At 71.6% G+C, this 22,625-nt stretch carries 16 protein-coding genes; 6 read left to right on the top strand and 10 right to left on the bottom strand.

Annotation, left to right across the window (positions count from 1 at the left end; translation table 11 throughout):
- Positions 1–3 precede the first annotated feature (3 nt).
- Positions 4–1,950, top strand: coding sequence for a glycoside hydrolase family 5 protein (locus tag ACWCPF_RS33880; protein ID WP_451048924.1), 1,947 nt, complete (start codon positions 4–6; stop codon positions 1,948–1,950).
- 107 nt (positions 1,951–2,057) lie between these two features.
- Positions 2,058–2,843 carry a polysaccharide deacetylase family protein gene (locus ACWCPF_RS33875; protein WP_451048923.1) on the top strand — a complete coding sequence of 262 codons (786 nt, stop codon included), beginning with the start codon at positions 2,058–2,060 and terminating at the stop codon, positions 2,841–2,843.
- 454 nt (positions 2,844–3,297) lie between these two features.
- Here ACWCPF_RS33875 and ACWCPF_RS33870 read toward each other — a convergent pair whose 3' ends face one another.
- The 3 genes from ACWCPF_RS33870 to ACWCPF_RS33860 all read right to left on the bottom strand — a co-directional run bounded on the left by ACWCPF_RS33870 (position 3,298) and on the right by ACWCPF_RS33860 (position 9,394).
- The gene (locus ACWCPF_RS33870) at positions 3,298–6,432 is read right to left on the bottom strand and encodes a glycosyl hydrolase (protein WP_451048922.1); all 3,135 of its coding nucleotides are present in this window, start codon (positions 6,430–6,432) and stop codon (positions 3,298–3,300) included.
- A 128-nt stretch (positions 6,433–6,560) separates the two neighbouring features.
- Positions 6,561–8,111, bottom strand: coding sequence for an MFS transporter (locus ACWCPF_RS33865; RefSeq protein WP_451048921.1), 1,551 nt, complete (start codon positions 8,109–8,111; stop codon positions 6,561–6,563).
- Positions 8,112–8,377: 266 nt separating this feature from the next.
- On the bottom strand, positions 8,378–9,394 hold the full coding sequence (locus tag ACWCPF_RS33860) for a helix-turn-helix transcriptional regulator (RefSeq protein WP_451048920.1): 1,017 nt from the start codon (positions 9,392–9,394) through the stop codon (positions 8,378–8,380).
- A 273-nt stretch (positions 9,395–9,667) separates the two neighbouring features.
- On the opposite strand from ACWCPF_RS33860, the gene ACWCPF_RS33855 reads away from it, so the two are divergent.
- A complete protein-coding gene (locus tag ACWCPF_RS33855) occupies positions 9,668–10,993 on the top strand; it encodes an alpha/beta fold hydrolase (protein ID WP_451048919.1) in 1,326 nt (441 codons plus the stop codon).
- A 94-nt stretch (positions 10,994–11,087) separates the two neighbouring features.
- On the opposite strand, the gene ACWCPF_RS33850 is transcribed toward ACWCPF_RS33855, so the two are convergent.
- Positions 11,088–11,945 (bottom strand): chitosanase, encoded by an 858-nt coding sequence (locus ACWCPF_RS33850; protein WP_451048952.1) that lies wholly within the window; start codon positions 11,943–11,945, stop codon positions 11,088–11,090.
- A 168-nt stretch (positions 11,946–12,113) separates the two neighbouring features.
- Positions 12,114–12,452 carry a hypothetical protein gene (locus ACWCPF_RS33845; protein WP_451048918.1) on the bottom strand — a complete coding sequence of 113 codons (339 nt, stop codon included), beginning with the start codon at positions 12,450–12,452 and terminating at the stop codon, positions 12,114–12,116.
- Between the two features lie 203 nt (positions 12,453–12,655).
- Between ACWCPF_RS33845 and ACWCPF_RS33840 the strand changes: the two genes are divergently transcribed.
- Entirely contained in the window at positions 12,656–15,646 is a 2,991-nt protein-coding gene (locus tag ACWCPF_RS33840; protein WP_451048917.1) for a carbohydrate binding domain-containing protein, read from the top strand.
- 40 nt (positions 15,647–15,686) lie between these two features.
- On the opposite strand, the gene ACWCPF_RS33835 is transcribed toward ACWCPF_RS33840, so the two are convergent.
- Positions 15,687–15,950 (bottom strand): hypothetical protein, encoded by a 264-nt coding sequence (locus ACWCPF_RS33835; RefSeq protein ID WP_358804896.1) that lies wholly within the window; start codon positions 15,948–15,950, stop codon positions 15,687–15,689.
- A 166-nt stretch (positions 15,951–16,116) separates the two neighbouring features.
- Here ACWCPF_RS33835 and ACWCPF_RS33830 point away from each other — a divergent pair, with 166 nt between their 5' ends.
- Positions 16,117–16,833: a hypothetical protein gene (locus ACWCPF_RS33830; RefSeq protein WP_451048916.1), complete on the top strand. Its 717-nt coding sequence runs from the start codon at positions 16,117–16,119 to the stop codon at positions 16,831–16,833.
- 75 nt (positions 16,834–16,908) lie between these two features.
- Here the strand turns inward: ACWCPF_RS33830 and ACWCPF_RS33825 are convergent, their stop codons facing one another.
- Positions 16,909–19,179, bottom strand: a complete 2,271-nt coding sequence (locus ACWCPF_RS33825; protein WP_451048915.1) for a M4 family metallopeptidase — start codon at positions 19,177–19,179, stop codon at positions 16,909–16,911.
- Positions 19,180–19,655: 476 nt separating this feature from the next.
- Here ACWCPF_RS33825 and ACWCPF_RS33820 point away from each other — a divergent pair, with 476 nt between their 5' ends.
- On the top strand, positions 19,656–20,123 hold the full coding sequence (locus ACWCPF_RS33820; protein WP_451048914.1) for a hypothetical protein: 468 nt from the start codon (positions 19,656–19,658) through the stop codon (positions 20,121–20,123).
- 10 nt (positions 20,124–20,133) lie between these two features.
- On the opposite strand, the gene ACWCPF_RS33815 is transcribed toward ACWCPF_RS33820, so the two are convergent.
- From ACWCPF_RS33815 to ACWCPF_RS33805, 3 genes are all read right to left on the bottom strand, one after another.
- Positions 20,134–20,586 carry a flavodoxin family protein gene (locus tag ACWCPF_RS33815; RefSeq protein WP_451048913.1) on the bottom strand — a complete coding sequence of 151 codons (453 nt, stop codon included), beginning with the start codon at positions 20,584–20,586 and terminating at the stop codon, positions 20,134–20,136.
- Positions 20,587–20,748: 162 nt separating this feature from the next.
- Positions 20,749–22,176: a DEAD/DEAH box helicase gene (locus ACWCPF_RS33810; protein WP_451048912.1), complete on the bottom strand. Its 1,428-nt coding sequence runs from the start codon at positions 22,174–22,176 to the stop codon at positions 20,749–20,751.
- Between the two features lie 173 nt (positions 22,177–22,349).
- On the bottom strand, positions 22,350–22,553 hold the full coding sequence (locus tag ACWCPF_RS33805; protein ID WP_351907225.1) for a cold-shock protein: 204 nt from the start codon (positions 22,551–22,553) through the stop codon (positions 22,350–22,352).
- Between the last annotated feature and the right edge of the window lie 72 nt (positions 22,554–22,625).

Raw genomic sequence — 22,625 nt, 5'->3', positions numbered from 1 at the left:
CGGATGCCGACCACTCGATCGACCCGACTTGTCAAGTACCTGACAGCACCTGCCGTGGTGCTCGCCCTCCTGACCCCGGCGCCGACCGCAGCGGCGGCCGACGCACCGGCCGAGGCCACCGCTCAGGCCGCTCCCCGGAGCGCTTCTCAGGCCGCTTCCCCGGCGGCCGAGGCCGCAACCTGGCAGCCGCCCCTGTCCACCCGCGGCCGCTACATCGTCGACGCCCAGGGGAACCGCTTCCGGCTGAAGTCGGCCAACTGGGACGGCGCTCAGGGCTCGTGGACGGGCAGCGGCAGCACCGCCGACCCCGCCAACCACCACGCCGGCCAGAACTCCTACGGAGTGCCCCTGGGCCTGGACCGCGCCCCGCTGCGGCAGTTGCTCGCCGATTTCCACGCGCTCGGCGTCAACAGCATCCGGCTGCCGTTCTCAAACGAGATGATCCGCGCGACGGCCGCGGTGCCGGACGCCGCCGTCACGGCCAACCCGCACCTGCGCGGCAGGACGCCCCTGCAGATCTTCGACGCCGTCGTGGCGGCCCTCACCCAGGACGGGTTCGCCGTCGTCCTCAACAACCACACCAACACCTCCCGTTGGTGCTGCGGCCTCGACGGCAACGAACGCTGGAACAGCGGTCAGAGCACCCGGCAGTGGGCCGACGACTGGGTCTTCATGGCCCGCCGCTACGCCGCCGACCCCCGGGTGGTGGGCGCCGACCTCTACAACGAGGTACGCCGTGACGTCCTGGACGACCCCAACTGGGGCCTGGGCGACGACCACGACTGGTACGCCGCGGCCCAACTCGCCGCGGACCGCATCCTCACCGAGGCCAACCCCGACCTCCTCATCGTCGTCGAGGGAATCAACTGGACCGGGCTGCCCGTGGACGGGCTGCCGCACGAACGCCCCACCCTCGCCCCCGTGCGCACGCTCTCGCACACCCTCGTGAACGCGCGCAAGCTGGTCTACTCCGCCCACTTCTACGGCTACACCGGCCCCCGGCACAGCGGCGCCACCGGGATCGGCGAGACCCACGATCCGCGCTACCAGGACCTGACCCGCGACCAGCTGTACCAAGTCCTCGCCGACCAGGCCTTCTTCGTCACGGCCGAGGGACAGCACCACACGGCGCCCGTGTGGATCAGCGAGTTCGGCGTCGGCGGCAACGAGACGGGCGCCGCGGCCCGCACCTGGTTCGGCAACCTCACCGACTACTTCGCCGACCACGACGCCGACTTCGCCTACTGGCCCCTGGTCGGCTGGGAGGGCCACGACGACTGGGCGCTGCTGCGCTACGACCCGGCCGGGCGCCGCTACGGCATCCTCGACCAGGGCGACTGGCGCGGCACGGCCTGGAGTCACCTGATGACGGCCGCGTCGGTCACCGGGCCGGTCGCGCCGACGGCCGTCCGGCGGATGCTCGCCACCGACCACGGCGACTCCGTGCAGTCGCTGCGGGTGCGGGCCGGCGGGGACTGGGATCCGGGGGCGTCCAAGGCCGCCTGCCCCGACGGGCTGCGGCTGACCGGCCTCAGCCACACCGGCGGCCGCGGTCTGTGCACCGACGAGCCGGGCGGCGACCTGCGGGCCCCGGGCAACGCGCAGACCGTCGTCACCGACGAACGGCACGTCCCGGCGGGCGGCGACTGGGCCGGCGGGTACACCAAACTCCAGTGCCCCGCCGGGCAGTTCCTCATCGGCTACAGCCGCCGCGGCGAGCGGGTCTCGGCGGCGCTGTGCGCCCCCGCCCGCACACCGCTGGGCGGCGCCGGACGGACCGTGTGGTTCGACCGCTCCGACAACCGGCCGGCCGACGGCGGCGACTTCGCCCAGGGCCGCTACAAGGGTCAGTGTACCGCCGCCGAGTACGCCGCCGGCATCGCCTTCACCACCCGCCTCGGCAGCACCCCCGGACCCGCCGCCCTGCTGTGCGCCCCGCTGCGCCCCTGAAGGTCCCCCTCAAGTGTCCGCAATCGGTAACAGGCGGATCCCGTACGGCAGTTTCGTCGTCCTGACAGCTGCACGGGGTCAACCACGAGGGCGAGGACAGGGCAGACATGGCGCGACATGGCGGGCGGGGATGGCACGTCCGAGTACTCGCGGCGGCGATCGGGGTGACGGCGCTGGCGGCCGTCACCTCGGTCTGGACCGCGCAGGCCGGATCCGTCGGCGGGGCCCAGGCGGGAGCGGGCCCCTCCGCGAGCCCTTCGGCGCCGGGCGCCGCCCGCGTCCTGGCGGCGGTGTCGGTGGAGATCGCGCACGCGTCGGACAAGGGCGCGCGGGGCGTCAACATCACCATCGACGACGGCCCGGACCCGGGCTGGACACCGCAGGTCCTCGAGGTGCTGCGGGAGAACGGCGTGAAGGCGACGTTCTGCATGGTCGGCACCCAGGCGCAGGCCCACCCGGACCTGGTCAAGGCGGTGGTGGCGGACGGGCACCGGCTGTGCGACCACACGGTCTCGCACGACACCACCATGGACACCAAGCCCGAGTCGTACCAGTCGCAGCAGATCCTGGACGCCGAACGCATGATCACCGAGGCCTCCGGCGGTGTCCGGCCGATGTACTACCGGGCGCCGGGCGGCGCCTTCACCCCTTACAGCCGCAAGCTGGCCGCCTCGCGCGGGATGCGGCCGCTGGGCTGGAACGTCGACACCAAGGACTTCGAACGGCCCGGCGCCGCCGGCATCGTGGCCACCGTGCAGCATGAGGTGACCAACGGTCCGACCATCCTCTTCCACGACGCCGGCGGGGATCGCGCGCAGACCGTCACCGCCCTGCGCGAGATCCTGCCCTGGCTGAAGGAGCAGGGGTACGCGTTCGGTTTCCCCGTGCGCTGAGGCCGGCTCCCTCGGGTCCGCCTACTTGCTCAGGGCGGACTCGATGCTGTCGATCACGCCCATCGCGGCCGTGTACGAACCCGGCAGGAAGTCGGAGGTGCCTTGTTGGCGGGGGAACCGTCGCTGTTCGCGTAGTAGACGACGTAGTCGGCGTCCTTCAGCAGGTCCGCCCGCTCGTAGGACACCGACGACGTGCCTCCCGCCTTCACCCCCGCGGACGCCCCAGCAGGCGCGCCGCGACGGCATGGGTCCCGCGCACGCCGGTGGGGCGCACGCCGCTCGGGCGCATGCTCGTGACGCGTATGCCTGTGGTGCGCATGCCTGTGGTGCTCATCGTGCTCCTTGGCGACGTGCGTGCCGACGCAAGGAACCGGCGGGAACGGCCGGACCTGACCGGGCGGAGCGGAACGGCCGTCGCCGTTCCGCCCGCCTGCCCGCCCCGGCAGCCCGCCCCTCAGCGGACGGCGGCCTGCCCGTACGGGACCAGCCGTACGGGGCCCGTCAGGCCGTGGTCCTGGCGGGCGACGGCGCCGAAGACCGCCGGCTGGGCGACCCGCAGCCGGTTGACGAGCGGGGTCGCCACCTCGACCTCGATCACGTTGCGGCCGCGCCGCAGCAGCGGGCCGACGTCGACGACCGGGCGGAGTCGGTCGACGGGCGGCGCGCCGACGCCGTTCACGGTGACGCGCGCGGTGTCGGAGACCTGGCCGAGTTCCAGCCGGGCTCCGTGCGCGGAGGTCCAGTCGGACGGCAGGTCGATCGTCGTCCGGTAGCGCCCGATGCCCGCGGAGTCGGCCAGTTCCGGGATCCGCGACCAGGGCGCCAACGTGTCGAGCGTGAGGCTGCGGTGGACGCGTTCGGTGCGGGTCGCCGAGGCTCCGGGGTACCAGTCCTCCACGTCCAGCTGCCACCGGTCCGGGGTGACGGGAGCGGGCACGGGCGGGATGGACGTGGTGACGGTACGGCCCGAGGACAGCCGGGTCGTGCAGGTGCCCGAGCTGTCCGAACGGACCGTCAACTCTCTTCCGACGAACAGGACTTCGGGCGCGTCGGAGGCAAGGGCGTGCGGCCGTGCCCCGTTCCGGTCGCCGAAGAGTCCCGGGCGTCCCAGGGCGACGATCGTCGCCTGGCCGGGCTGGAGGGCGACGCGCACGGTGACGTCGCCGCCGTCCTCGGTGTACCGGGCGATCCGGGTGACCTCGCCCGTCCACGGGTCCAGCAGGTAGGGGACCGTCGTCCCGTACCGGGTGCGGCGGGTGTGGCGCAGGGTCACCTCGTGGTCGATCGCGGCCACCGGCGGTTTCACCGTCTCGGCGTGCTTGCCGTTGCAGAGGTAGTAGTAGTCGGCGTCCCAGGTGACGCGGTGTGCGTTCAGGAGCGTGGACGCGGTGGCGTGGCGTACGTCCGGGGTGATGCCGAGCCGGGCGAGGGCGTCGCCCACGGCGGCCTTGTCCGTGACGCGGACGACGTTGGGCAGGCCGAGCAGCCGGGCGAGGAGTGCGCGCAGCCGGTCGGTCTCGCCGTCGTCGGGGATCCCCGGGGTCAGGGCCTGGTCGAAGGCGCCCAGCACCACGATCGGCAGCCCGGCCTCGGCCAGCCTCAGCAGACGGCGGGCGTCGGTCACGGCGAGGGTCGGGGTGGAGGCGTAGAAGAAGTCGCCCTCGACGAAGAGGGCCTTGTAGGCGGGTCCGTCCGGGGCGAGGCGGCCGGCCGACACGGTGGCGTTCGGCAGTTCGAGCAGCGGCCCGCTGAGGAACTGGTGGGTCCAGCCGAGCGGGACGCCGGTCGCGGTGAACCAGGAGGCGCCGATGCCGGTCGCGGCGTAGCCGGTCTGCCGGAAGACGGCGACGTCCGCCCGTGCGGTGCCGGACTGGAGCACCCCGTGCACCCGGCCGAGGTAGGAGGCGATGTCCGGGAGGTGACGCCAGGTCGGCTGGCGGGGACCCCACGACTCGCCGTAGCCGGGACCGCCGTTGTACGGACTGAAGGCGGCGAAGCCGGGCCAGCTCACGCCCGGGACGGTGGCGTAGGAGAAGCCGTGGACGACGGTCTGGTTGACGCCCGCCGCGTAGGCGCCGCCCATGGTGCGCAGGAAGCGGTCCCAGGTGGTGCTGTACGCGGAGCCGTTGTACGCGCCCGCCTCGCAGGACAGCACGGTGTGGCCCGCCATGTCCCGGCCGCCGGCGAGGCAGCGGAAGTCGTCGAGGTTCTTGAAGCCGAGGGACTCGCCCTCGGCGTGGTCGAGGATCGCCGCCGACGCGATCGCGTCGGTCTGCAGCCCGTAGGGCTGGGCGCGCAGGGTCATGCCGAGGGAGTGCGCCCAGTCCCGCAGGGCGCGCACATGGTGACGGTTGAACAGGTCCGAGAACGTCTCCCAGAAGTCGTGCCGGAGCTGCCGGGTCAGCTGCGCCTCGAAGGCGAACACCTGGTTGCCGTCGCTCAGGATCAGAGCCGGCAGATACGGCAGCAGGAGTCGGCCGGTGTGCTTCTCGAAGGCGTCCGGCAGCGCGGACGTCCAGGTCAGGCCGTCCGTCTCCAGCTCCACGGAGTCCTCGAAGAAGGCGCCGCCGGCCGCCTTCAGCAGGCCCCGCAGGGCGGGCGTCAGCAGTTCCCGCTCCCAGAAGCCGGTGACGGCGGCGGTGCCGGCCGGGGCGAGATGGTCGACGACATGGGCGGCGGGCGTGGAGTGCGGGCCGGACTCGGGCTGCTGGCCGCTGCCGCGCACCCAGTAGGAGATCAGCGCCCACTCCCCCGCCTCGGGCGCCGTCCAGGTCAGGACGCCGTCCTCGGCGACGGTGGCGGTGAGGTCGCGGACGCTGGAGAGGTCGAGCCCGGTCTCCTTGCGCGTGGAGTGCGCGGCGTCGACGCGGGCGGCCTGCACGGCGAGGAGGCGCTGCCGGGTGACCCCGGCGGCGGGCGCGTGCACGGGTGGCGGCACCGGCCCCCGGTAGGTGGCCCCGCCGCTCAACGAGGCCCGGCCGTGGACGAGTTCCTTGGCGGCGGCCTCGTCGTCCGGGCCGATGCCGGGGACGGCGACGGGCCAGCTCGGGCCGAGGGTGAGATCGAGGGTGAGGCCCCGGCGCGCGGCGCGGCGCAGGGCGGCCTCGACGCCGTCGCGCCAGGGTCTGCCGCCCCAGCCGTGGTGCGCGGGGTCCAGGACCGACTTGTCCTTGACGCTGTGGTGTACGGCGGCGATCTCGGCGCCGCCGAAGCCCGCGTCCGCGATGGTGTCGACCTCGCGGGTGATCTCGTCGGGGTTCACCAGACCGTCCGGCCACCACCAGCGGAACTTGGGGCGCACCGCGCGGGCGGGGTCGGCGAACCGGTCGGCGGCGGTGCCGTGCGTGTCGGCGACGGGCCCGGCCTGGGCCGCCGCCGCGGTCGTCGCGGATCCCAGGGCCGCGACGGTCCCGGCCGCGATGCCCGCAGTCGCCCCGGCGGCGAGGACCGCCCGGCGCGACACGCCGTTTCCGTCGGCGTCTCCGTGAGCGTACCCATGGGCGTTCCCGTGGGCGAGGGACTCTCGCTCGAACGGTTCGTGCCCGAGCGGCTCCGGCCCGAACGGCTCCGGCGCGAACGGTTGCTGCATGAGCGTCCCCCCAGGTGGTCCCGCAGGTCGTCCCGCAGGTCGTCCGGCATGATGTGAATCGTTTCAATCAGGTGCCAACGCGGGAACGCTAAGCCCCGGTTCCGACCGGGGTCAAGATCTACGACGCGTCAACCGGGGCCCGGGACCGTGCCGCCCTTGAGGCGTTCCAGGTCCGAGGGGCGGACCTGGATCACCAGGACCGCGATCAGCGCGGCCAGGACCGTGAAGATCGCCGCCATGACGAAGGCGGCCGAGACGCCGGCGGTGAGGACCTCGTCCGCCCAGGGGTCGGGAAGCACCCCGGTGCGCCGGAACTGCAGCCGCTCGGCCGGGGTCGCCTGGGACAGGAAGTCGGGGAGCTGCTTCTCCGCCTCGTTGCGGCTCGCCGTGCCGTACATCGTGACCAGGATGGACAGGCCGAGCGAACCGCCCACCTGCTGGGTGGCGTTGAGGAGTCCGGAGGCCGCGCCGGTCTCCCGCGGGGACACGTTGGAGAGCGCCATCAGCGTGAGGGACACGAACTCCATGCCCATGCCGAGGCTGAAGACGAGCATCGGCCCGAGGACACTGCCCGCGTAGGTGGAGTGCACGTCGGTCAGGGTCAGCCAGGACAGGCCGCCCGCCGCGAGGATCGCGCCCACCACCATGAAGGGCTTGGGGCCGTATGTGGGCAGGAACTTGGAGGCCAGCCCGGCGCCGATCGCGATGACCGCGCTGACCGGCAGGAAGGCGAAGCCGGCCGCGAGCGGGCTGAAGTCGAGCACGTTCTGCACGAAGAGCGTGAGGAAGAAGAACATGCCGAAGATCGCGGCGGCGAGGCACAGCATGATCCCGTACGTGCCTGCCCGGTTGCGGTCGGCGAACATGTGCAACGGAGTGATCGGCTGCCGCGAACGCCGCTCGACCAGGATGAACATCGCCAGGATGACGACGGCGGCGCCGAACGAGGCCAGCGTGAGGGCGTCCCGCCAGCCTTCCTGCGCGGCTCTGATGAACCCGTACACCAGCAGGACCATGCCCGCGGTGGAGGTGAGCGCGCCGGTGATGTCGAAGTGGCCGGGGTGCCGTTCGGACTCCTTGATGAACCGAGGCGTGGCGAGGGCGATGAGCAGTCCGATGGGCACGTTGACGAAGAGCACCCACCGCCAGTTCAGCCACTCGACGAGGATGCCGCCCGCGAGCAGGCCGATGGCGCCGCCGCCCGCCGAGACCGCGGCGAAGACCCCGAAGGCCCGGTTGCGCTCGGGGCCTTCCTGGAACGTCGTGCTGACCAGGGAGAGCGCGGTCGGGGAGGCGATGGCGCCGCCGACGCCCTGCAGGGCGCGTGCGGCGAGGAGTTGGGCCTCGTTCTGGGCGAGTCCGCCGAGCAGCGAGGCGAGCACGAACAGCAGCACGCCGAAGATGAACACCCGCCGTCTGCCCAGGATGTCGCCGACCCGGCCGCCGAGGAGCAGCAGACCGCCGAAGGTGAGGGTGTAGGCGTTGACCACCCACGCCAGGCTGGTGGTGGAGAAGTCCAGGGAGCGCTGGATGTCCGGCAGCGCGATGTTCACGATGGTGATGTCGAGGACCACCATCAGCTGGCACGAGGCGATGACGAGCAGCGCCATCGCCTTCCCGCCACCGTCCTGTCGGGCGGAGGCCTGGGTCGCTGAAGTCGGCTGCGGAAGGCTGCTCATAGTGTGTTCGCCCGCTCGGGGGCGGGCCCTTGGAGAGGTCAGCGGACGGCCGCGTCCACTGTCGGGTCCACCGTTTGACGGTACGCCCGCCTCCGGGCCGTCACCACTCGATCATCCGCGGCGCTCGGTCCCCGCGGCCGGTGTGCGGCGGCGGGGTCTCCGTGCCGTGCCAGGACTCCCCCGTCGTCCTGGCACGGCCCGCGTCCACGCGGCCTGCGCCGCGGTGATCTTCATGGTGCAGGAGGGACGCCCGCTGTGTCGTTGGCCTACCGTCCACGCCTACTTGGCAGAGCGTCCACACCGCCGGACAACGCCGCGTTCATGGCCTGTTCGCGCAGTTCGCCGGGCGGAAGGCCGTAGGCGGTGCGGAACGCCCGGCTGAACTCGGCGGCGCGCGGGAAGCCCCAGCGGGCGCCGACGGCGTGGATGGGCAGCGCGCGCAGCCGGGGGTCGACGAGGTCGCGGCGGGCCTGCTCCAGTCGCTGGTCCCTGATGTAGGCGGCGACCGTGAGCCCTTCGGCCTGGAAAAGGCGGTACAGGTAACTGCGGGAGATGTGGTGCACGGCGGCGACCCTGCCGGGGGTCAGGTCCGAGTCGCTCAGATGCCGGCGGATGTACGACTTGGCGCGGAGGGCGAGGGTCCGGCCGTGGGCCTCCGGCAGGAGCCGGAGGTCGGCGTCCGCCGCCTGCGCGAAGAGGGCCGTGACGAGGTCGACGACCACCGTTCCCAACCGGGGCGCGTCCGAGGGCTGGTAGGGCGAGGTGTCCGCGACCAGTTGGAGCAGGAACTGCGCCAGCAGCGCGCCGATGCCCTCCTGCCCCGAGACACGGCCCCCGACGAACCGGTCGAAGCGGTGGCCGGGCACGACCACCGAGGACCGGGGGAGTTCGAGGCCGACGAGGGTGACCGGGTCGGGGCCGGTGGTGATGTCCCAGGACCGGGAGGAGGAGTTGGTGTGGAAGTCGTTGATCCGGTAGGCGGCCTGTTCTCTGCCCCAGTTCGCAGCTCCCTCGCCCGCCAGCAGGAGGGACAGGTGGTACGTCTCGGGGTCGGACTGCCGGATGAGTTTCGGCGTGCGGCGGAAGACCAGATGGTCGAAGGTGGCGGGCCACACCATGACGTCGTCGCCCAGCCCGATCACGCGCTGGTGGCCGTGGTAGTCCGCGGTGCGGTCGCTGCTGAGCTGCATGGGCGCGTGCGTACCGCCCATGCGCTCCGCCCACGCCTCGAACCGCGTGTCCACCGGTAGGTCCGCGGTCCGGAAAACCGATTCGTGCAGCACGGACAGAGTCAACCACACCGCCTGGACGGGCTCGCAGGGGCGAGGGCCAGCACGTTACCGATCAGTCATATTACTGAACCGTAACCTACCGACCGCTACCCGAGGTAACCCACCCCCCGCTACGGTCCTGACAGTTCGTCCAATAGCGGTGCCGGGCAGCGGTGGACGACCGAGGCCCCGCACCGCTCGGTCGTCACGGTCCGCACCCCACCGGGCCGTCCCCCACCCGAGCCGCAGACGAAGGCTCGGCCTCCCCCTCACCGGAGGTCCGCCATGCCCGCCCCCACCCGCCTGCTGGCCGCAGCCGTCGCCGCTGCCGCCTGCCTCGGAGCCACCGCCGTACCCGCCGACGCGACGACCCCGTCGGACGCCGTCGTCTCGCGCGGCGTCACCATCCCCACGTTCTACAACCCGCCCGCCTCGCTCCCGGCGGCCGACGGCGCCCTGATCCGATCCGAGCCGCTCCCCCTCGCGTTGAGCCTCCCGGGCATCGACGGACCGCTGCCCGGCACCGCGACCCGCCTGATGTACAAGTCCACGGACTCCGCGGGCCGGCCCATGGCGGTCACCGGCGCCTACCTCGAACCGACGGCCCGCTGGACGGGCAACGGGCCCCGGCCGCTGGTCGCCCTGGCGCCCGGCACCATGGGCCAGGGCGACCAGTGCGCCGCCTCCCTCGGCCTCGAACACCCGCTGCTCGTCAACGGGCAGACCCTGTCGGTCGGTTACGAGACCCTGGCGATCTACCGTCTCCTCGCCCGGGGCATCGCCGTCGTGGTCACGGACTACACCGGGCTGGGCGCGACGGATCGGCTGCACACCTACGTCAACCGGGTGGACGAGGCCCACGCCGTGCTGGACGCCGTCCGCGCGGCCCGCTCCCTCGGCGGGACGTCGCTCACGGCCGGCTCCAAGGTGGCGCTGTTCGGCTACAGCCAGGGCGGCGGGGCCACGGCCGCCGCCGCCGAACTCCAGCCGTCCTACGCCCCCGACGTCACCCTCTCCGGAACCTACGCCGGGGCGCCGCCCGCCGATCTGGCCGCCGTCACCGAGGCCATCGACGGCAGCGACCTGGCCGGGGCGCTGGGCTGGTCGGTGAACGGCTTCCTGGAGTCCGACCCCGCCCTGGAGCCGATCGCCGGCGCCCATCTGAACGCGGCCGGCCGCGCCGCGCTCAAGGACCTGTCGACGATGTGCGTGGGCGACGCGCTGCTCGCCTACAACTCGGCGCGCAGCACCGCCTGGACCACGGACGGGCGGTCCATCAGCGATGTCGTCCGGTCGGAGCCGGCGCTCGAGGCGTTCCTGGCCGACCAGCGCATCGGCCGCCTCGAACCGACGTCTCCGGTACGGGTGGCGACCGGCACCGCCGACGACCTGGTGCCGCACGCGCAGGCCCGCGCCCTCGCCGTGGCCTGGTGCGCCAAGGGCGCCGACGTCACGTACAAGCCGGTGATCCTGCTGCCCCTCGGCCGGGCGCTGATCAACCACTTCACGCCGCTGCTCGTCGACCAGGGCGACGCGATCTCCTGGCTGGCCGACCGGCTCGACGGCAAGCCCGCGCGCTCCAACTGCTCCACTCTTCCGCTGCTGCCCTGACCTCGGGGGGCATCGCTCACCCGGGCACGGTCGCGGCCGGCGTCCGTGCCCGGTGTGCGACGGGTCACCGGCCTGTCGCGGTGCGGCGGCCCGCTCAGCCGAGGTGATAGCTGTCGCCGTACACCTTCCAGTCGAGCGGTGTGTCGAGGTTGAGGTTGCCCTTGCGCAGGAACACGCGCTGGGCGGTGTCGACGCGGCTGGTGTCGCTGTGCGCCTCCTCCTGCTTCATGGCCCAGACCCGGGCGTCGAGGAAGGCGTTCAAGTACGCCGTCTCGCCGCCGCCTTGGGCCGGCGGCTTCGCCTTGGCCAGCGCACGCTTGCGGATGCTGCGGAAACTGGTCGGGTCGGTGCCGTCGCCGTGCATGACGATGGCGTCGTAGTACACGAACTGACCCAGGACGCCCAGGCCGTCCGTCTTGCCCTGGCTGACGGCCGGGTTGAAGTAGACGCGGTCGCGTTCGTCGTTCTGGGCCTGCTGGAACGCCGTGTCCTGGGCGGCCTTGCGCCAGTCCTTGGGGTAGTTCGGGTCGAGGCCGGCATGCGAGTCGGTACCGTCGACCGCGCGCAGGGCGGGCAGGTACTTGGCAAGGACATTGCCGGGCTTGCGGTCGGTGTAGAGCTCCACGAGGTCGAACATGTCGCTGGTGCCGGAGCAGAAGCCGACGATGCCGGCGGTGTAGCCGCGGCCGTCGCCGATGTCCTCGATGTACTGGTACTGGGCCTTCCAGTCGAGCGAGGAGTTCTCCGCACTCGACACCAGCTTCATGGCGATCTCCTTCTTCGCCGGATCGTCCAGGCCCTTCGCCTTCGCGGCGGTGGCCGCGCCCGCGCTCTGCGCGTCCAGGAGCGGGACGGCCGCCAAGGCACTGGCGACGACTCCGGTCAGGGCGAGGAAGACCCGACGGGAGGTGGGGGCGGGGGTCGGGGTGGGGCCGTCGACCGGCCGGGATATGTGCGCCACAGAGGCTCCAGAGGAGGAGTGGGGGGTGGGGGTGAGTTCCGCGTTGCGATCGAGTTCCGACTGACAGGAAAGTTTCCTATCAAGCGTGCGCGACAGAAGTAACCCTGTCGAAGTCATGTTCGTGCGATCGAACAAAGATCCGTCGCGCCGCGGGTCAGGCTAGAGCAGACGCATCATCAGAAACACGAAGAAACCAATGAGTCCGATATGAAAAACGACCATGCAGATCCACTGGGACACCGGCATACGCCAGCCCGTCGACCCGAGGATCTCCCACTCGCTCACCGCGAAGGCGGCCAGCACCAGGCCGAGCACCTCCCACAGCACGATCCACCAGCCGGACGGACTCGCCCCCAAGGTGCCGTCGATCGCAGCCGGAATGCGCGTCGCCCGATTCAGCAGGAAGAGACCGATGAGGAGCTTGTGCCAGCCATGACGGACCCCGGGTACGGCGGTTGCGTGTGCGGCTGGCGTGGCAGGCGTGAATCCGGTCGACATTCGCACATTTGATCACCCTCGCGCGACGGAAGCCATCATTCCCGTCGCCGCGAGATCCCTTTACGTCAGTGTCATGGCCCTGTAACTTCCGTCGACAGGTTCGCAAGTCCTTTCAGGAAATTGCCGGTTGCTCTTTCAAGGCGACGGCGAGCTCCCCCTTCACTGCCCTTCACTGCCCTTCACTGCCCGTACCGGGAGAGGCCATGAGGCGCGCACCAACGACGTCCCGCAGACGCAGGCCAGCACGTCCGCTCGCCGCCGCCCTGGCGGCGGCCGGGCTGTTCACCCTGGTCGCGGGGCCGTCCGAAACCGACCCCGCTGCCTTGCAGCCGACCGCGGCCGCCGCGTCGAACACGGCGACCGTCTTCTACTACACGAAGACCAAGAACTGGGCCTCCACCTATCTGCACTACGCCCCCGACGGCGGCGCCTGGACCACCGTCCCCGGCACGCAGATGGAGTCGGCCTGCACGGACTGGGTCAAGAAGACCGTCGATCTCGGCTCCGCCGCCGGGCTGCAGGCCACGTTCAACAACGGCAGCGGCACCTGGGACAACAACGGCGGCAACAACTACGCGCTGGGCACGGGGACGATCACCGTCAAGGACGGGGTGATCGCCCACAGCGACCCGTGCGCCGACACCGGCGGCGGGTCCGGCAACCAGGCGACCGTCTACTACTCGACGGCGGCCACCGGCTGGACCACCGCCAACATCCACTACGCGCCGGCCGGCGGCTCCTGGACCACTGTCCCCGGCGTCGGCATGGAGAGCGCCTGCACCGGCTGGTGGAAGCGGACGCTGGACATCGGCACGGCCACGTCCCTCAAGGCCGCGTTCAACAACGGCAACGGCGTGTGGGACAACAACAACAGCGCCGACTACACGATCCCGCTCGGCACCACGACCGTGAAGGACCGGACGGTCACCTCGAACGCCGCGAACCCGTGCGCGGCCGAGCCGCCCGACACCGAGCCGCCGACCGCGCCCACCGGTGTCACGGCCGCCGCCACCGGCACATCCGTCGTGGTCGGCTGGAACGCGGCCACCGACAACAAGGGCGTGACGAAGTACCAGGTCACCCGTACCGGCGGCAGTTCGGGAACCGTGGTCACGGATGTCGCCTCGACGGTGTTCTCGGACCCGGGCCTCGAAGAGCGGACCTCCTACACGTACACGGTGAAGGCGGTCGACGCGGCCGGGAACACCTCGGCGGCCTCCGCCGCGGCGACCGCGACGACCGGTGAGCGCGACCCGGCCCCCGCCTCCGGCACCCCGCTCGGCACCGATCCGCGCAAGGACCCGATCTACTTCGTGCTCACCGCCCGCTTCTACGACGGCGACACGAGCAACGACCGCGGCGGCGGCCAGCACACCAAGTCCGGCAACGCGGCCAACAACGACCCGATGTTCCGCGGGGACTTCAAGGGCCTGGTCGAGAAACTCGACTACATCAAGGCCCTCGGCTTCTCGGCGGTCTGGATCACCCCGGTCGTCCTGAACCGCTCGGACTACGACTACCACGGCTATCACGGCTACGACTTCTACAAGGTCGACCCGCGCCTGGAGTCCGCCGGCGCCTCCTACCAGGACCTGATCAACGCGGCCCACGCCAAGGGCATGAAGATCTACCAGGACGTCGTCTACAACCACAGCTCGCGCTGGGGCGCCAAGGGCCTGTTCACCCCCACCGTGTACGGCGTCCGGGACACCCAGTGGAGCTGGTACTACGACGAGAAGGCCGAGGGCTTCGAGTACGACGGCCTGACCGTGGAGCCGAAGTCCGGGAAGTCGTACTACAACGGCGACCTGTGGTCGACCGCCGAGCCGACCGGCAACACCTGCCTGAACTGGGGCACGCCCACGGGCGGCAAGAGCGCCGAGGGCTACACCCTCTACAACTGCCAGTGGCCGAGCCCCACTTCGGGGATGTTCCCGAAGGCGTACTACCACCGCTGCTGGATCGGCAACTGGGAGGGCGAGGACTCCCGGTCCTGCTGGCTGCACGAGGATCTCGCCGACTTCAACACCGAGTCGACGCCCGTGCAGAACTACCTCATCGGCGCCTATGACAAGTACATCGACATGGGTGTCGACGGCTTCCGGATCGACACCGCCGTGCACATCCCGCGCGTCACCTGGAACCGTCGCTTCCTGCCCGCCATCTACGACCGCGTGACCCAGAAGTTCGGCGCGAGCGCGGCGCAGAACTTCTTCGTCTTCGGTGAGGTGGGCGCCTTCGTCAACGACAAGTGGAACCGCGGATCGGTGAACCACTCCGCGCAGTTCTTCACCTGGAAGGAGCGCAAGGAGTACAGCGCCGACGACGAGACGGCGGCCCTGGAGCAGTTCACTTACGAGAACAACCTCGGCACCGGCAACCAGCCGACGTCGACCAACGCCTTCCTGAACGGCAACAGCTACCACACCCCGGACCGCAGCCAGTTCTCCGGCATGAACATCATCGACATGCGCATGCACATGAACTTCGGCGACGCGCAGAACTCCTACAGCAACGGCAAGGACTCCGACGACAGCGTCAACGACGCCACCTACAACGTGGTCTACGTGGACAGCCACGACTACGGCCCGAACAAGTCGAGCACGCGCTACAGCGGCGGCACCGACGCCTGGGCCGAGAACATGGCGCTGATGTGGACCTTCCGCGGCATTCCGACGCTGTACTACGGCTCGGAGATCGAGTTCCAGAAGGGCAAGCAGATCGACTGCGGGCCGAGCTGTCCGCTGGCGTCCACCGGGCGCGCGTACTTCGGCGACCACCTGGCCGGTTCCGTCACGGCGTCCGACTTCGGCACGGTCGCGAGTGCGAGCGGCACGGTGGCCACCACCCTCGCCCAGCCGCTGGTCAAGCACCTCCAGCGGCTGAACCAGATCCGCCGTGCGGTGCCGGCCCTGCAGATGGGCCAGTACTCGACCGACGGGATCAACGGCGGGATGGCGTTCAAGCGCCGCTACACCAGCGGGAGCACGGACAGCTTCGCCCTGGTGACCGTCACCGGCGGGGCGAGCTTCACCGGCATCCCGAACGGCACCTACACGGACGCCGTCACCGGTGACGTGAAGACCGTCTCGAACGGCTCCCTGACGGTGTCCGCGCCCGGCAAGGGCAACCTGCGGGTGTACGTGCTGAACGGACCCGGAAAGGTGGGCGCGGACGGGCCCTATCTGAAGTAGCGCCGCACACGGCCGAGTTCGCTGCCCCTGCCCCTGACCCTCATGGGATGTCGCCCCGCCAGTCGAAACGGCGGTCGTCGGCGCCGCGCCGCTCGTACAGGGCGCGGCCGCCGGGCCCGTAGCGGCCTATCTCCGTGGTCAGCGCCACCTCGCGCAGTTCGTGGGCGGAGCGGTCCGTGACGTCCAGCAGCAGTCCGTCCAGCGGGCCGCCCACCAGTTGGGCGTACACGCGGTCCGGGCGGGGGCCCGCGTCGTCGTGGTCGGCGCCGTAGACCCGGCCCCGCAAGAACTCAACCTCGTCCATGACCAGCAGCTTGTCACCCACCACTGACAACGGCCCGTCGCGCGGCCCGCCGGGGGCGTCTTCGGCCAAGGCCGTGGCGGGAAAGCGACGTACGGGCGCAATTCCCATGGGGGCGGGTATCCATCCGGTACACGTCGTTTGTGTACGGGCTGGGGGGCCGACCCTGATGGCACACGCGCGGCAGCAGGGGCAGGCGCCGGCACACGGCGGCGAGTCGGCGGGGGACCGGCGCCGTCGGGCGGTGCGTGAGCTGCGTGCGGCGGGCCGCTACGGGCCCCGGTTGCGCGAGGTGCTGCCGGCCCTGGCCGCTCTGATCGTCGTCGGCTGCGGCGCGGTCGCGGGAGTCGCGCTGGTCTCCCGGAGGTTCGGCGGGCCGGCCGGTGCGCTGGTCCTGGCGCCGTTCGCGGTCGTGGCCGTCGTCGTGCTGCGTCGGTCCCGGCGGCCGAACCGGCGGCGGGGCGGCCACTACACCGCCGAGGAACTGGCGGAGCTGGACATGCCCGCGCTGGTGGTCGCCGTGGCCCGGATGCTCCGGCGGGACGGCTGGCGGGTGCTGCCGCCGTCGCGGCACGACACCCTTCATCTCGCCGCCCGGGACGGCCGGGGGCGGCTGCTCGACGTCGCGTTCCGTCCGGTGGCCGAGCCGCTGCCCGACGAGGAGGCGGCCTGTTCCTGCCGGGCGCGGGTGCTGGCGCGAGGCCGGGCCGGTCCCCCGCTGCGGCTGGTCGTGCACCGGGGCACGTTCACCCACCGGGACGAGCTGTGGGCCGCGCGCGAGGCCCATACGTATCTGATAGACGGCCCACGGCTGCGGCTGTGGGCGCACGGCACGCCCTTGGCGCAGCTCGCGGGCGGGATCGTCCCCGCGCCCAGGCGGCCCTGAGGACCGCGAGCACCGCCCGGGCCGCGACGGGCCCAGGCGGTGCTGTGGGGCGGAGTGTGCTCAGGCGGGCTGTGATCAGGGGGTGAGCTGCCAGCGCTGGATGTAGCCCACGTCGATCGCCGCGCGGTCCTGGACGCGCAGCTTCCAGGTGCCGTTGAGCGGCTGGGCGGACGCGTCGACCGTGAAGGTCTGGTCGACGTTGTCGGCGGCGCCGCCGCTGCGGTTGAGGAGCGAGTAGACCGTGCCGTTGGGGCCGACCAGGTCGACGGTCAGGTCACCGCGGTAGGTGTGGACGATGTTGACGTACACCGAGGCGGTGGCGGAGGCGTTGCCGTCCCGGCCCGCGATGGTGATCGGGGACTCCACGGCCCCGGCGTTGTCCGGGATGTCCACCCGGGTGCTCGTGGCGTAGACGTAGGCGATCCGCCAGCTGAAGGTGTCCGTGACGGACGCGCCCGTGCTGTCGGTGACCGTGACGGAGACGTCGCTGGTGCCGAGGGTCGTGGGGGTGCCGGAGATCAGACCGCTCGCGCTGAGGCTCAGGCCGTCGGGCAGCCCGGTCGCCTCGTAGGTGAGGCCGGCGCCGCTGTTGGTGGTGTACGCGTCCACCTGGAGGCTGACGTCCTGGCCGATGCCGCTGGTCTGGTCGGCGATCGGGGCGACGTTGACGCCGAGCGCTATCCGGCTGCCGACGTTGACGCCGGCCCAGGCGTCGGCGACGGCGAGGTAGGTCGGGCTGTACGCGCCGAACAGGTCGGTCGCGGCCTGGAGGGTGGCGGTGCGCGCGCCCGCGTAGTTGGTCGACGAGGTCATGTACGTCGTCAGCGCCCGGTACCAGATGGCGGCGGCGTTCTCGATGCCGATGCCGGTGACGGCCCGGCCGTCGGAGGTCGGGCTGTCATAGGCGACGCCGTTGACGGTCTTGGCACCGCTGCCCTCGGAGAGCAGGTAGAAGAAGTGGTTCGCGGGGCCCGAGGAGTAGTGGACGTCGATGCTGCCCAGCGTGGAGCTCCAGCTGTCGCGCGAGGAGCCGTCCCTGGAGGGCTTGTCCATGTAGCGCAGCGGGGTGCCGTCGCCGTTGATGTCGATCTTCTCGCCGACGAGGTAGTCGGGTGCGTCGGCAGCGAGGTCCGAGTGGAACTCGACGGCGGCGGCGAAGATGTCGGAGGTCGCCTCGTTGAGGCCGCCGGACTCGCCCGCGTAGGTGAGGTTGGCGGTGGCGGCGGTGACGCCGTGGCTCATCTCGTGGGCGGCCACGTCGAGCGAGGTCAGCGGGTGGGTGTTGCCCGAGCCGTCGCCGTAGGTCATGCAGAAGCAGCTGTCCTGCCAGAACGCGTTGACGTAGTTGCTGCCGTAGTGGGCGCGGCTGTAGGCGGCGACGCCGTCGTTGCGGATGCCGTTGCGGCCGTACACGTCCTTGTAGTAGTCCCAGGTGGCGGCGGCGCCGAAGGCCACGTCGACACCGGCGGTCTGCCGGTTGGACGGCAGACCGTTGCCCCAGACATCGTTGTCGTCCGTGAAGAGGGTGCCGGTGCCCGAGGTGCCCTGGTTGAGGTCGTAGGTGCGCTGGTTGGCGCGGGTGGGGTCGACGAGCTGGTACGTCGATCCCGACAGGGTCGTGCCCAGCGGGACCGTGCCGCTGAACTGGCCGGTGCCCGTGCCGGTGTGCACCTTCTCGGCGGCGAGCAGCTGCTTGCCCGTGCTCGCGTCGGTGACGACCTGGAGTTCGCTGGGGGTGCCGTCCTGCTGGACGCCCTCGACGACCGTCTCCCAGGCCAGGACGGACTTGGTCGCGCCTGCCCAGACCACGAGACGGGGCGCGCGCTCGGCCTCGGCGCCGGTGACCTCGGCGCTCTTCGCGGCCGCGAGGGCCTTGCCGCCGGCGGTCGACGCGGTGAGCTTCGGGGTGAGGGACGCCGGTGCGAGCGTCGCGTCCGTGGCCTTGGACACGGTGGTCCGGCCGCTCTGGAGGTGGACGACGAGGTCGCCGCCGAGCACGGGCAGTCCGGCGTAGGTGCGCTCGTAGCGGGTGTGCGTGGTGCCGTCGGCGTCTCGGACGACGTCCTTCACGACGAGCTTTTCCTGGGCGCCGAGGGCGAGCCGCTGGGCCGTGGCGCCGGACGTGCTCTGCGCGCTCTTGATCAGTGAGGCGCGCAGGGCCGGCGACAGGGGCGTCGCGGCGGCGCCGGCGCGCGGTGTGGCGGTGCGGGCGGACGGGCCCGGGTCGGCGGGGGCCGCGCCGGCGGTGCCGGTGGGGGCGCCCAGGGCCAACAAAGTCCCGATGGCCGTCAGTGCGATGGCGGTGGCGCGTCTGCGCCGGAGGGTGGGGCGGGGTCGCCGGGGCAACGGGTTCTCCTTCAGTGCGACGGTCGGCCGGTGATGGAGGCCGAGGTGGGGGCGGACCGACGGGGTGGGGCCGGTCCGGAGCGCTGCACGACAGGCGGGTGGAAGGAGGTGGGGGGTGAATGGGGGGATGCCCCGCATGATGCGGGTGTGAAGGAATGGTGAACTGCGGCAGCAGCGTGGCACTGCGTGCACAGCTTTGTCATGGGAATGCCAAAACATCGGCTTGAATTGACCATGGCGGTCTGGGGATTCGCCCTGCTCGGCGCACGTTTTCAGCCGCGACCGCGCGCGGCCCCTTCCGCGAACCGAGGAATGCGGGTACCTCGACGGCGCGTCGCAGGCGCGGGCGGGCGTCCCGCGGGGCGGCTCTGGACCGTTCGAGTGGTCGCCTTCCGCTCGTCGTCGTAGCGTCGGTAGAGAACTTCTTCGGGGCGCGGCACACCGACGGGCCCCTGGTCGGGCGGGCGGGAGCGAAGATGCGACACACGACGAGAACAGTGGTCATGCTCGGTGCGGCGCTGGGCCTCACGGCGGCCGTCGGCTCGGCCTCGGCCGTTCCGTCCGCGTCGCCGCCCACGGCGCGCGAGGCCGTGGTGCGGCAGGCCACGACGCCCGTTCTGGTCGACTGCTTCTGGAAGGCCCAGGTGCGGCCCGGCGACTTCATCCTGGCCTGCGGCGACGGCAACAGCCGGCTCGTCTCGCTGCACTGGGACAGCTGGGGCGCGGAGTCGGCGCGGGCCACCGGGGTCAACGTCGTCAACGACTGCGATCCCTACTGCGCGGCGGGCGAATTCCACCCCTACGCCGTCGAGGTGAAGCTGGACCGGCCGCAGGCCTGGGAGAAGAACCCGCAGGTGCAGCACTACAGCCGGATCACCCTGACCTACCCCGGAGCCAGGCCCGAACAGTTCGGCCAGGTCGTGACGTATCCCCTCTGGAACTGAGCGGGACCGCCTACTCCATCAGGCCGGCCGCCAGCGTCGCGCCCAGTTCCCAGCAGGCCGCCAGCTCCGCCTTGCCCGGTTCACCGGTGACGGTGACCGGCTCGGCGGCGCGGCGCCAGCCCAGGCCCGTGGTGACGGCCTCGATGCCGCGCACCGCGCCGGTGACGTCGTTCCCGCCGTGCACGTAGTAGCCGAAGGGCCGGCCCGCGGTGGTGTCGAGGCAGGGGTAGTAGACCTGGTCGAAGAAGTGCTTGAGCGCCCCGGACATGTAGCCGAGGTTGGCCGGGGTGCCCAGCAGGTAGGCGTCGGCGGCCAGGACGTCGGAGGCGGTCGCGGCGAGCGCGGCCCGCCGTTCGACGCGGACGCCCTCGATCTCCGGCGCCGTCGCGCCCGAGACGACCGCCTCGAAGAGCGCCTGGCAGTTGGGCGAGGGCGTGTGATGGACGATCAACAAGGTGGCCACGGCACGGAACCCTGCCCGCTCCCCAAGCCAACCGCAAGCAGCACCGCTGCGCGGGGCGATGCGTGGTCGCCAGCGCCCCGAAGGGGCGCGGGGAACTGCGCGACCAGCCACGACGGCGCCGCAGCGAAACGACGACACATCGCGGCACGCCGGTGTCCGTGGTCAGGCGCCCCGGCGGATCCGGGCGGCCTTGCGGGCCTCGGCCGTCTGGCGGGCCTCGGCGGCGCGGCGGGATTCGCCGCCCGCGCGACCGGCCCGCCCCGGGCGGGTGCCCATGCCCCGGAAGGGGGCGCCGCCGCGCTGCGGGCGCTCCGTGACCGGCGCGCTGCCGTCGACGGGGACCCCGGAAGGGGCCTGCGCGCCGGTGATGCGGCTCAGTTCGGCCTCGCCGGAGCGGACCTGGGTGATCTGCGCGCGGATGCCCGCCGCGGACATGAGCCGGGCCATGTCCCGGCGCTGGTTGGGCAGCACCAGCGTGACGACGCTGCCGGACTCGCCGGCGCGCGCGGTACGGCCACCGCGGTGCAGGTAGTCCTTGTGGTCGGCGGGCGGGTCGACGTTGACGACGAGGTCGAGGTCGTCGATGTGGATGCCCCGGGCGGCGACGTTGGTGGCGACCAGCACCGTGACGTGGCCGTCCTTGAACCGGGCCAGGGTACGGGTCCGTTGGGGCTGTGACTTGCCGCTGTGCAGCGCCGCCGCCTTGACGCCGCTGCCCAGCAGGTGCCGGGTGAACTGGTCGACGGAGTGCTTGGTGTCCAGGAACATCAGCACGCGCCCGTCGCGGGCGGCGATCTCGGTGGCGGTGGCGTACTTGTCGGCGCCGTGCACCTGCAGCACGTGATGCTCCATCGTGGTGACCGCGCCCGCCGACGGGTCGACGGAGTGGACGACGGGGTCGTGGAGATAGCCGCGGACCAGGAGGTCGATGTTGGCGTCCAGCGTGGCCGAGAACAGCAGGCGCTGGCCGTCGGGGCGTACCTGGTCGAGCAGTCGGGTGACCTGGGGCATGAAGCCCATGTCGGCCATCTGGTCGGCCTCGTCCAGGACGGTGATCTTCACCCGGTCCAGCCGGCAGTCCTTGCGCTCGACGAGGTCCATGAGCCGTCCGGGCGTCGCGACGACCACCTCGGCACCGCCGCGCAGGGCGCTCGCCTGCCGGCCGATCGACATTCCGCCGACGACGGTGGCCAGCCGCAGCTTGAGCAGCCGAGCGTACGGGGTGAGCGCGTCGGTGACCTGCTGGGCCAGCTCGCGCGTGGGCACGAGGACCAGGGCCAGCGGCTTGCGCGACTCGGCGCGCTGCCCGGCCGTGCGCACGAGGAGCGCCAGGCCGAAGGCGAGGGTCTTGCCCGATCCGGTGCGTCCGCGGCCCAGGACGTCGCGTCCGGCGAGGGAGTTGGGCAGGGTGGCGGCCTGGATCGGGAAGGGCTCGGTCACGCCGTGGCCGGTGAGCATCTCCAACAACTCGGCGGGCATGTCCAGTTCGCCGAAGGCGGAGACCGCGGGAAGCGCCGGGGTGACGGTGACGGGCAGCGCGAACTCCCCTTGCGGACGATTACGGTCGTTCGTGCGAGTTGAACGGCTCATGGCGAACCTTCCTCGACAGGGCACGCATCGAGGAATTCCCGACAGGACCGCGTCGGATGAATTGCAAGAACGAGCCGAATGCAAAACTGACAAGAATCCGGTGGATTAAATGGGAAAGCAGGAGCCGGGGCCCCCACTGGGTGGGGGCCCCGGCTGCTTCATGCTGTTCCGCGTCAGGCGGGGGTGATGTTCTCCGCCTGCGGGCCCTTCTGGCCCTGCACGACGTCGAAGTTCACCTTCTGGCCTTCCTGAAGCTCACGGAAGCCCTGCGCGGCGATGTTCGAGTAGTGGGCGAAGACGTCGGGGCCGCCGCCGTCCTGCTCGATGAAGCCGAAGCCCTTTTCCGCGTTGAACCACTTGACGGTGCCAGTAGCCATGTCACATCTCCTTCGGGGCAGTGCCCGCGGGCCCACTCTGTGTGGACCCCTGCGTTGCCACAAATGAACCCC

This window comes from Streptomyces sp. NPDC001858, from assembly GCF_053594615.1.
The sequence above is the reverse complement of the archived record's forward strand: the minus strand, read 5'-3'. Positions and strand labels throughout refer to the sequence as shown.

Coding starts and splice junctions, on each gene's coding strand:
- ACWCPF_RS33865 (WP_451048921.1), bottom strand. CDS start 8,111: ATGAGCAGCCTTCCGCAGCCGACTTCAGCGACCCAGGCCTCCGCCCGA.
- ACWCPF_RS33840 (WP_451048917.1), top strand. CDS start 12,656: ATGAGGCGCGCACCAACGACGTCCCGCAGACGCAGGCCAGCACGTCCG.
- ACWCPF_RS33855 (WP_451048919.1), top strand. CDS start 9,668: ATGCCCGCCCCCACCCGCCTGCTGGCCGCAGCCGTCGCCGCTGCCGCC.
- ACWCPF_RS33835 (WP_358804896.1), bottom strand. CDS start 15,950: ATGGACGAGGTTGAGTTCTTGCGGGGCCGGGTCTACGGCGCCGACCAC.
- ACWCPF_RS33870 (WP_451048922.1), bottom strand. CDS start 6,432: ATGCAGCAACCGTTCGCGCCGGAGCCGTTCGGGCCGGAGCCGCTCGGG.
- ACWCPF_RS33880 (WP_451048924.1), top strand. CDS start 4: ATGCCGACCACTCGATCGACCCGACTTGTCAAGTACCTGACAGCACCT.
- ACWCPF_RS33830 (WP_451048916.1), top strand. CDS start 16,117: ATGGCACACGCGCGGCAGCAGGGGCAGGCGCCGGCACACGGCGGCGAG.
- ACWCPF_RS33820 (WP_451048914.1), top strand. CDS start 19,656: ATGCGACACACGACGAGAACAGTGGTCATGCTCGGTGCGGCGCTGGGC.
- ACWCPF_RS33875 (WP_451048923.1), top strand. CDS start 2,058: ATGGCGCGACATGGCGGGCGGGGATGGCACGTCCGAGTACTCGCGGCG.
- ACWCPF_RS33845 (WP_451048918.1), bottom strand. CDS start 12,452: ATGTCGACCGGATTCACGCCTGCCACGCCAGCCGCACACGCAACCGCC.
- ACWCPF_RS33810 (WP_451048912.1), bottom strand. CDS start 22,176: ATGAGCCGTTCAACTCGCACGAACGACCGTAATCGTCCGCAAGGGGAG.
- ACWCPF_RS33805 (WP_351907225.1), bottom strand. CDS start 22,553: ATGGCTACTGGCACCGTCAAGTGGTTCAACGCGGAAAAGGGCTTCGGC.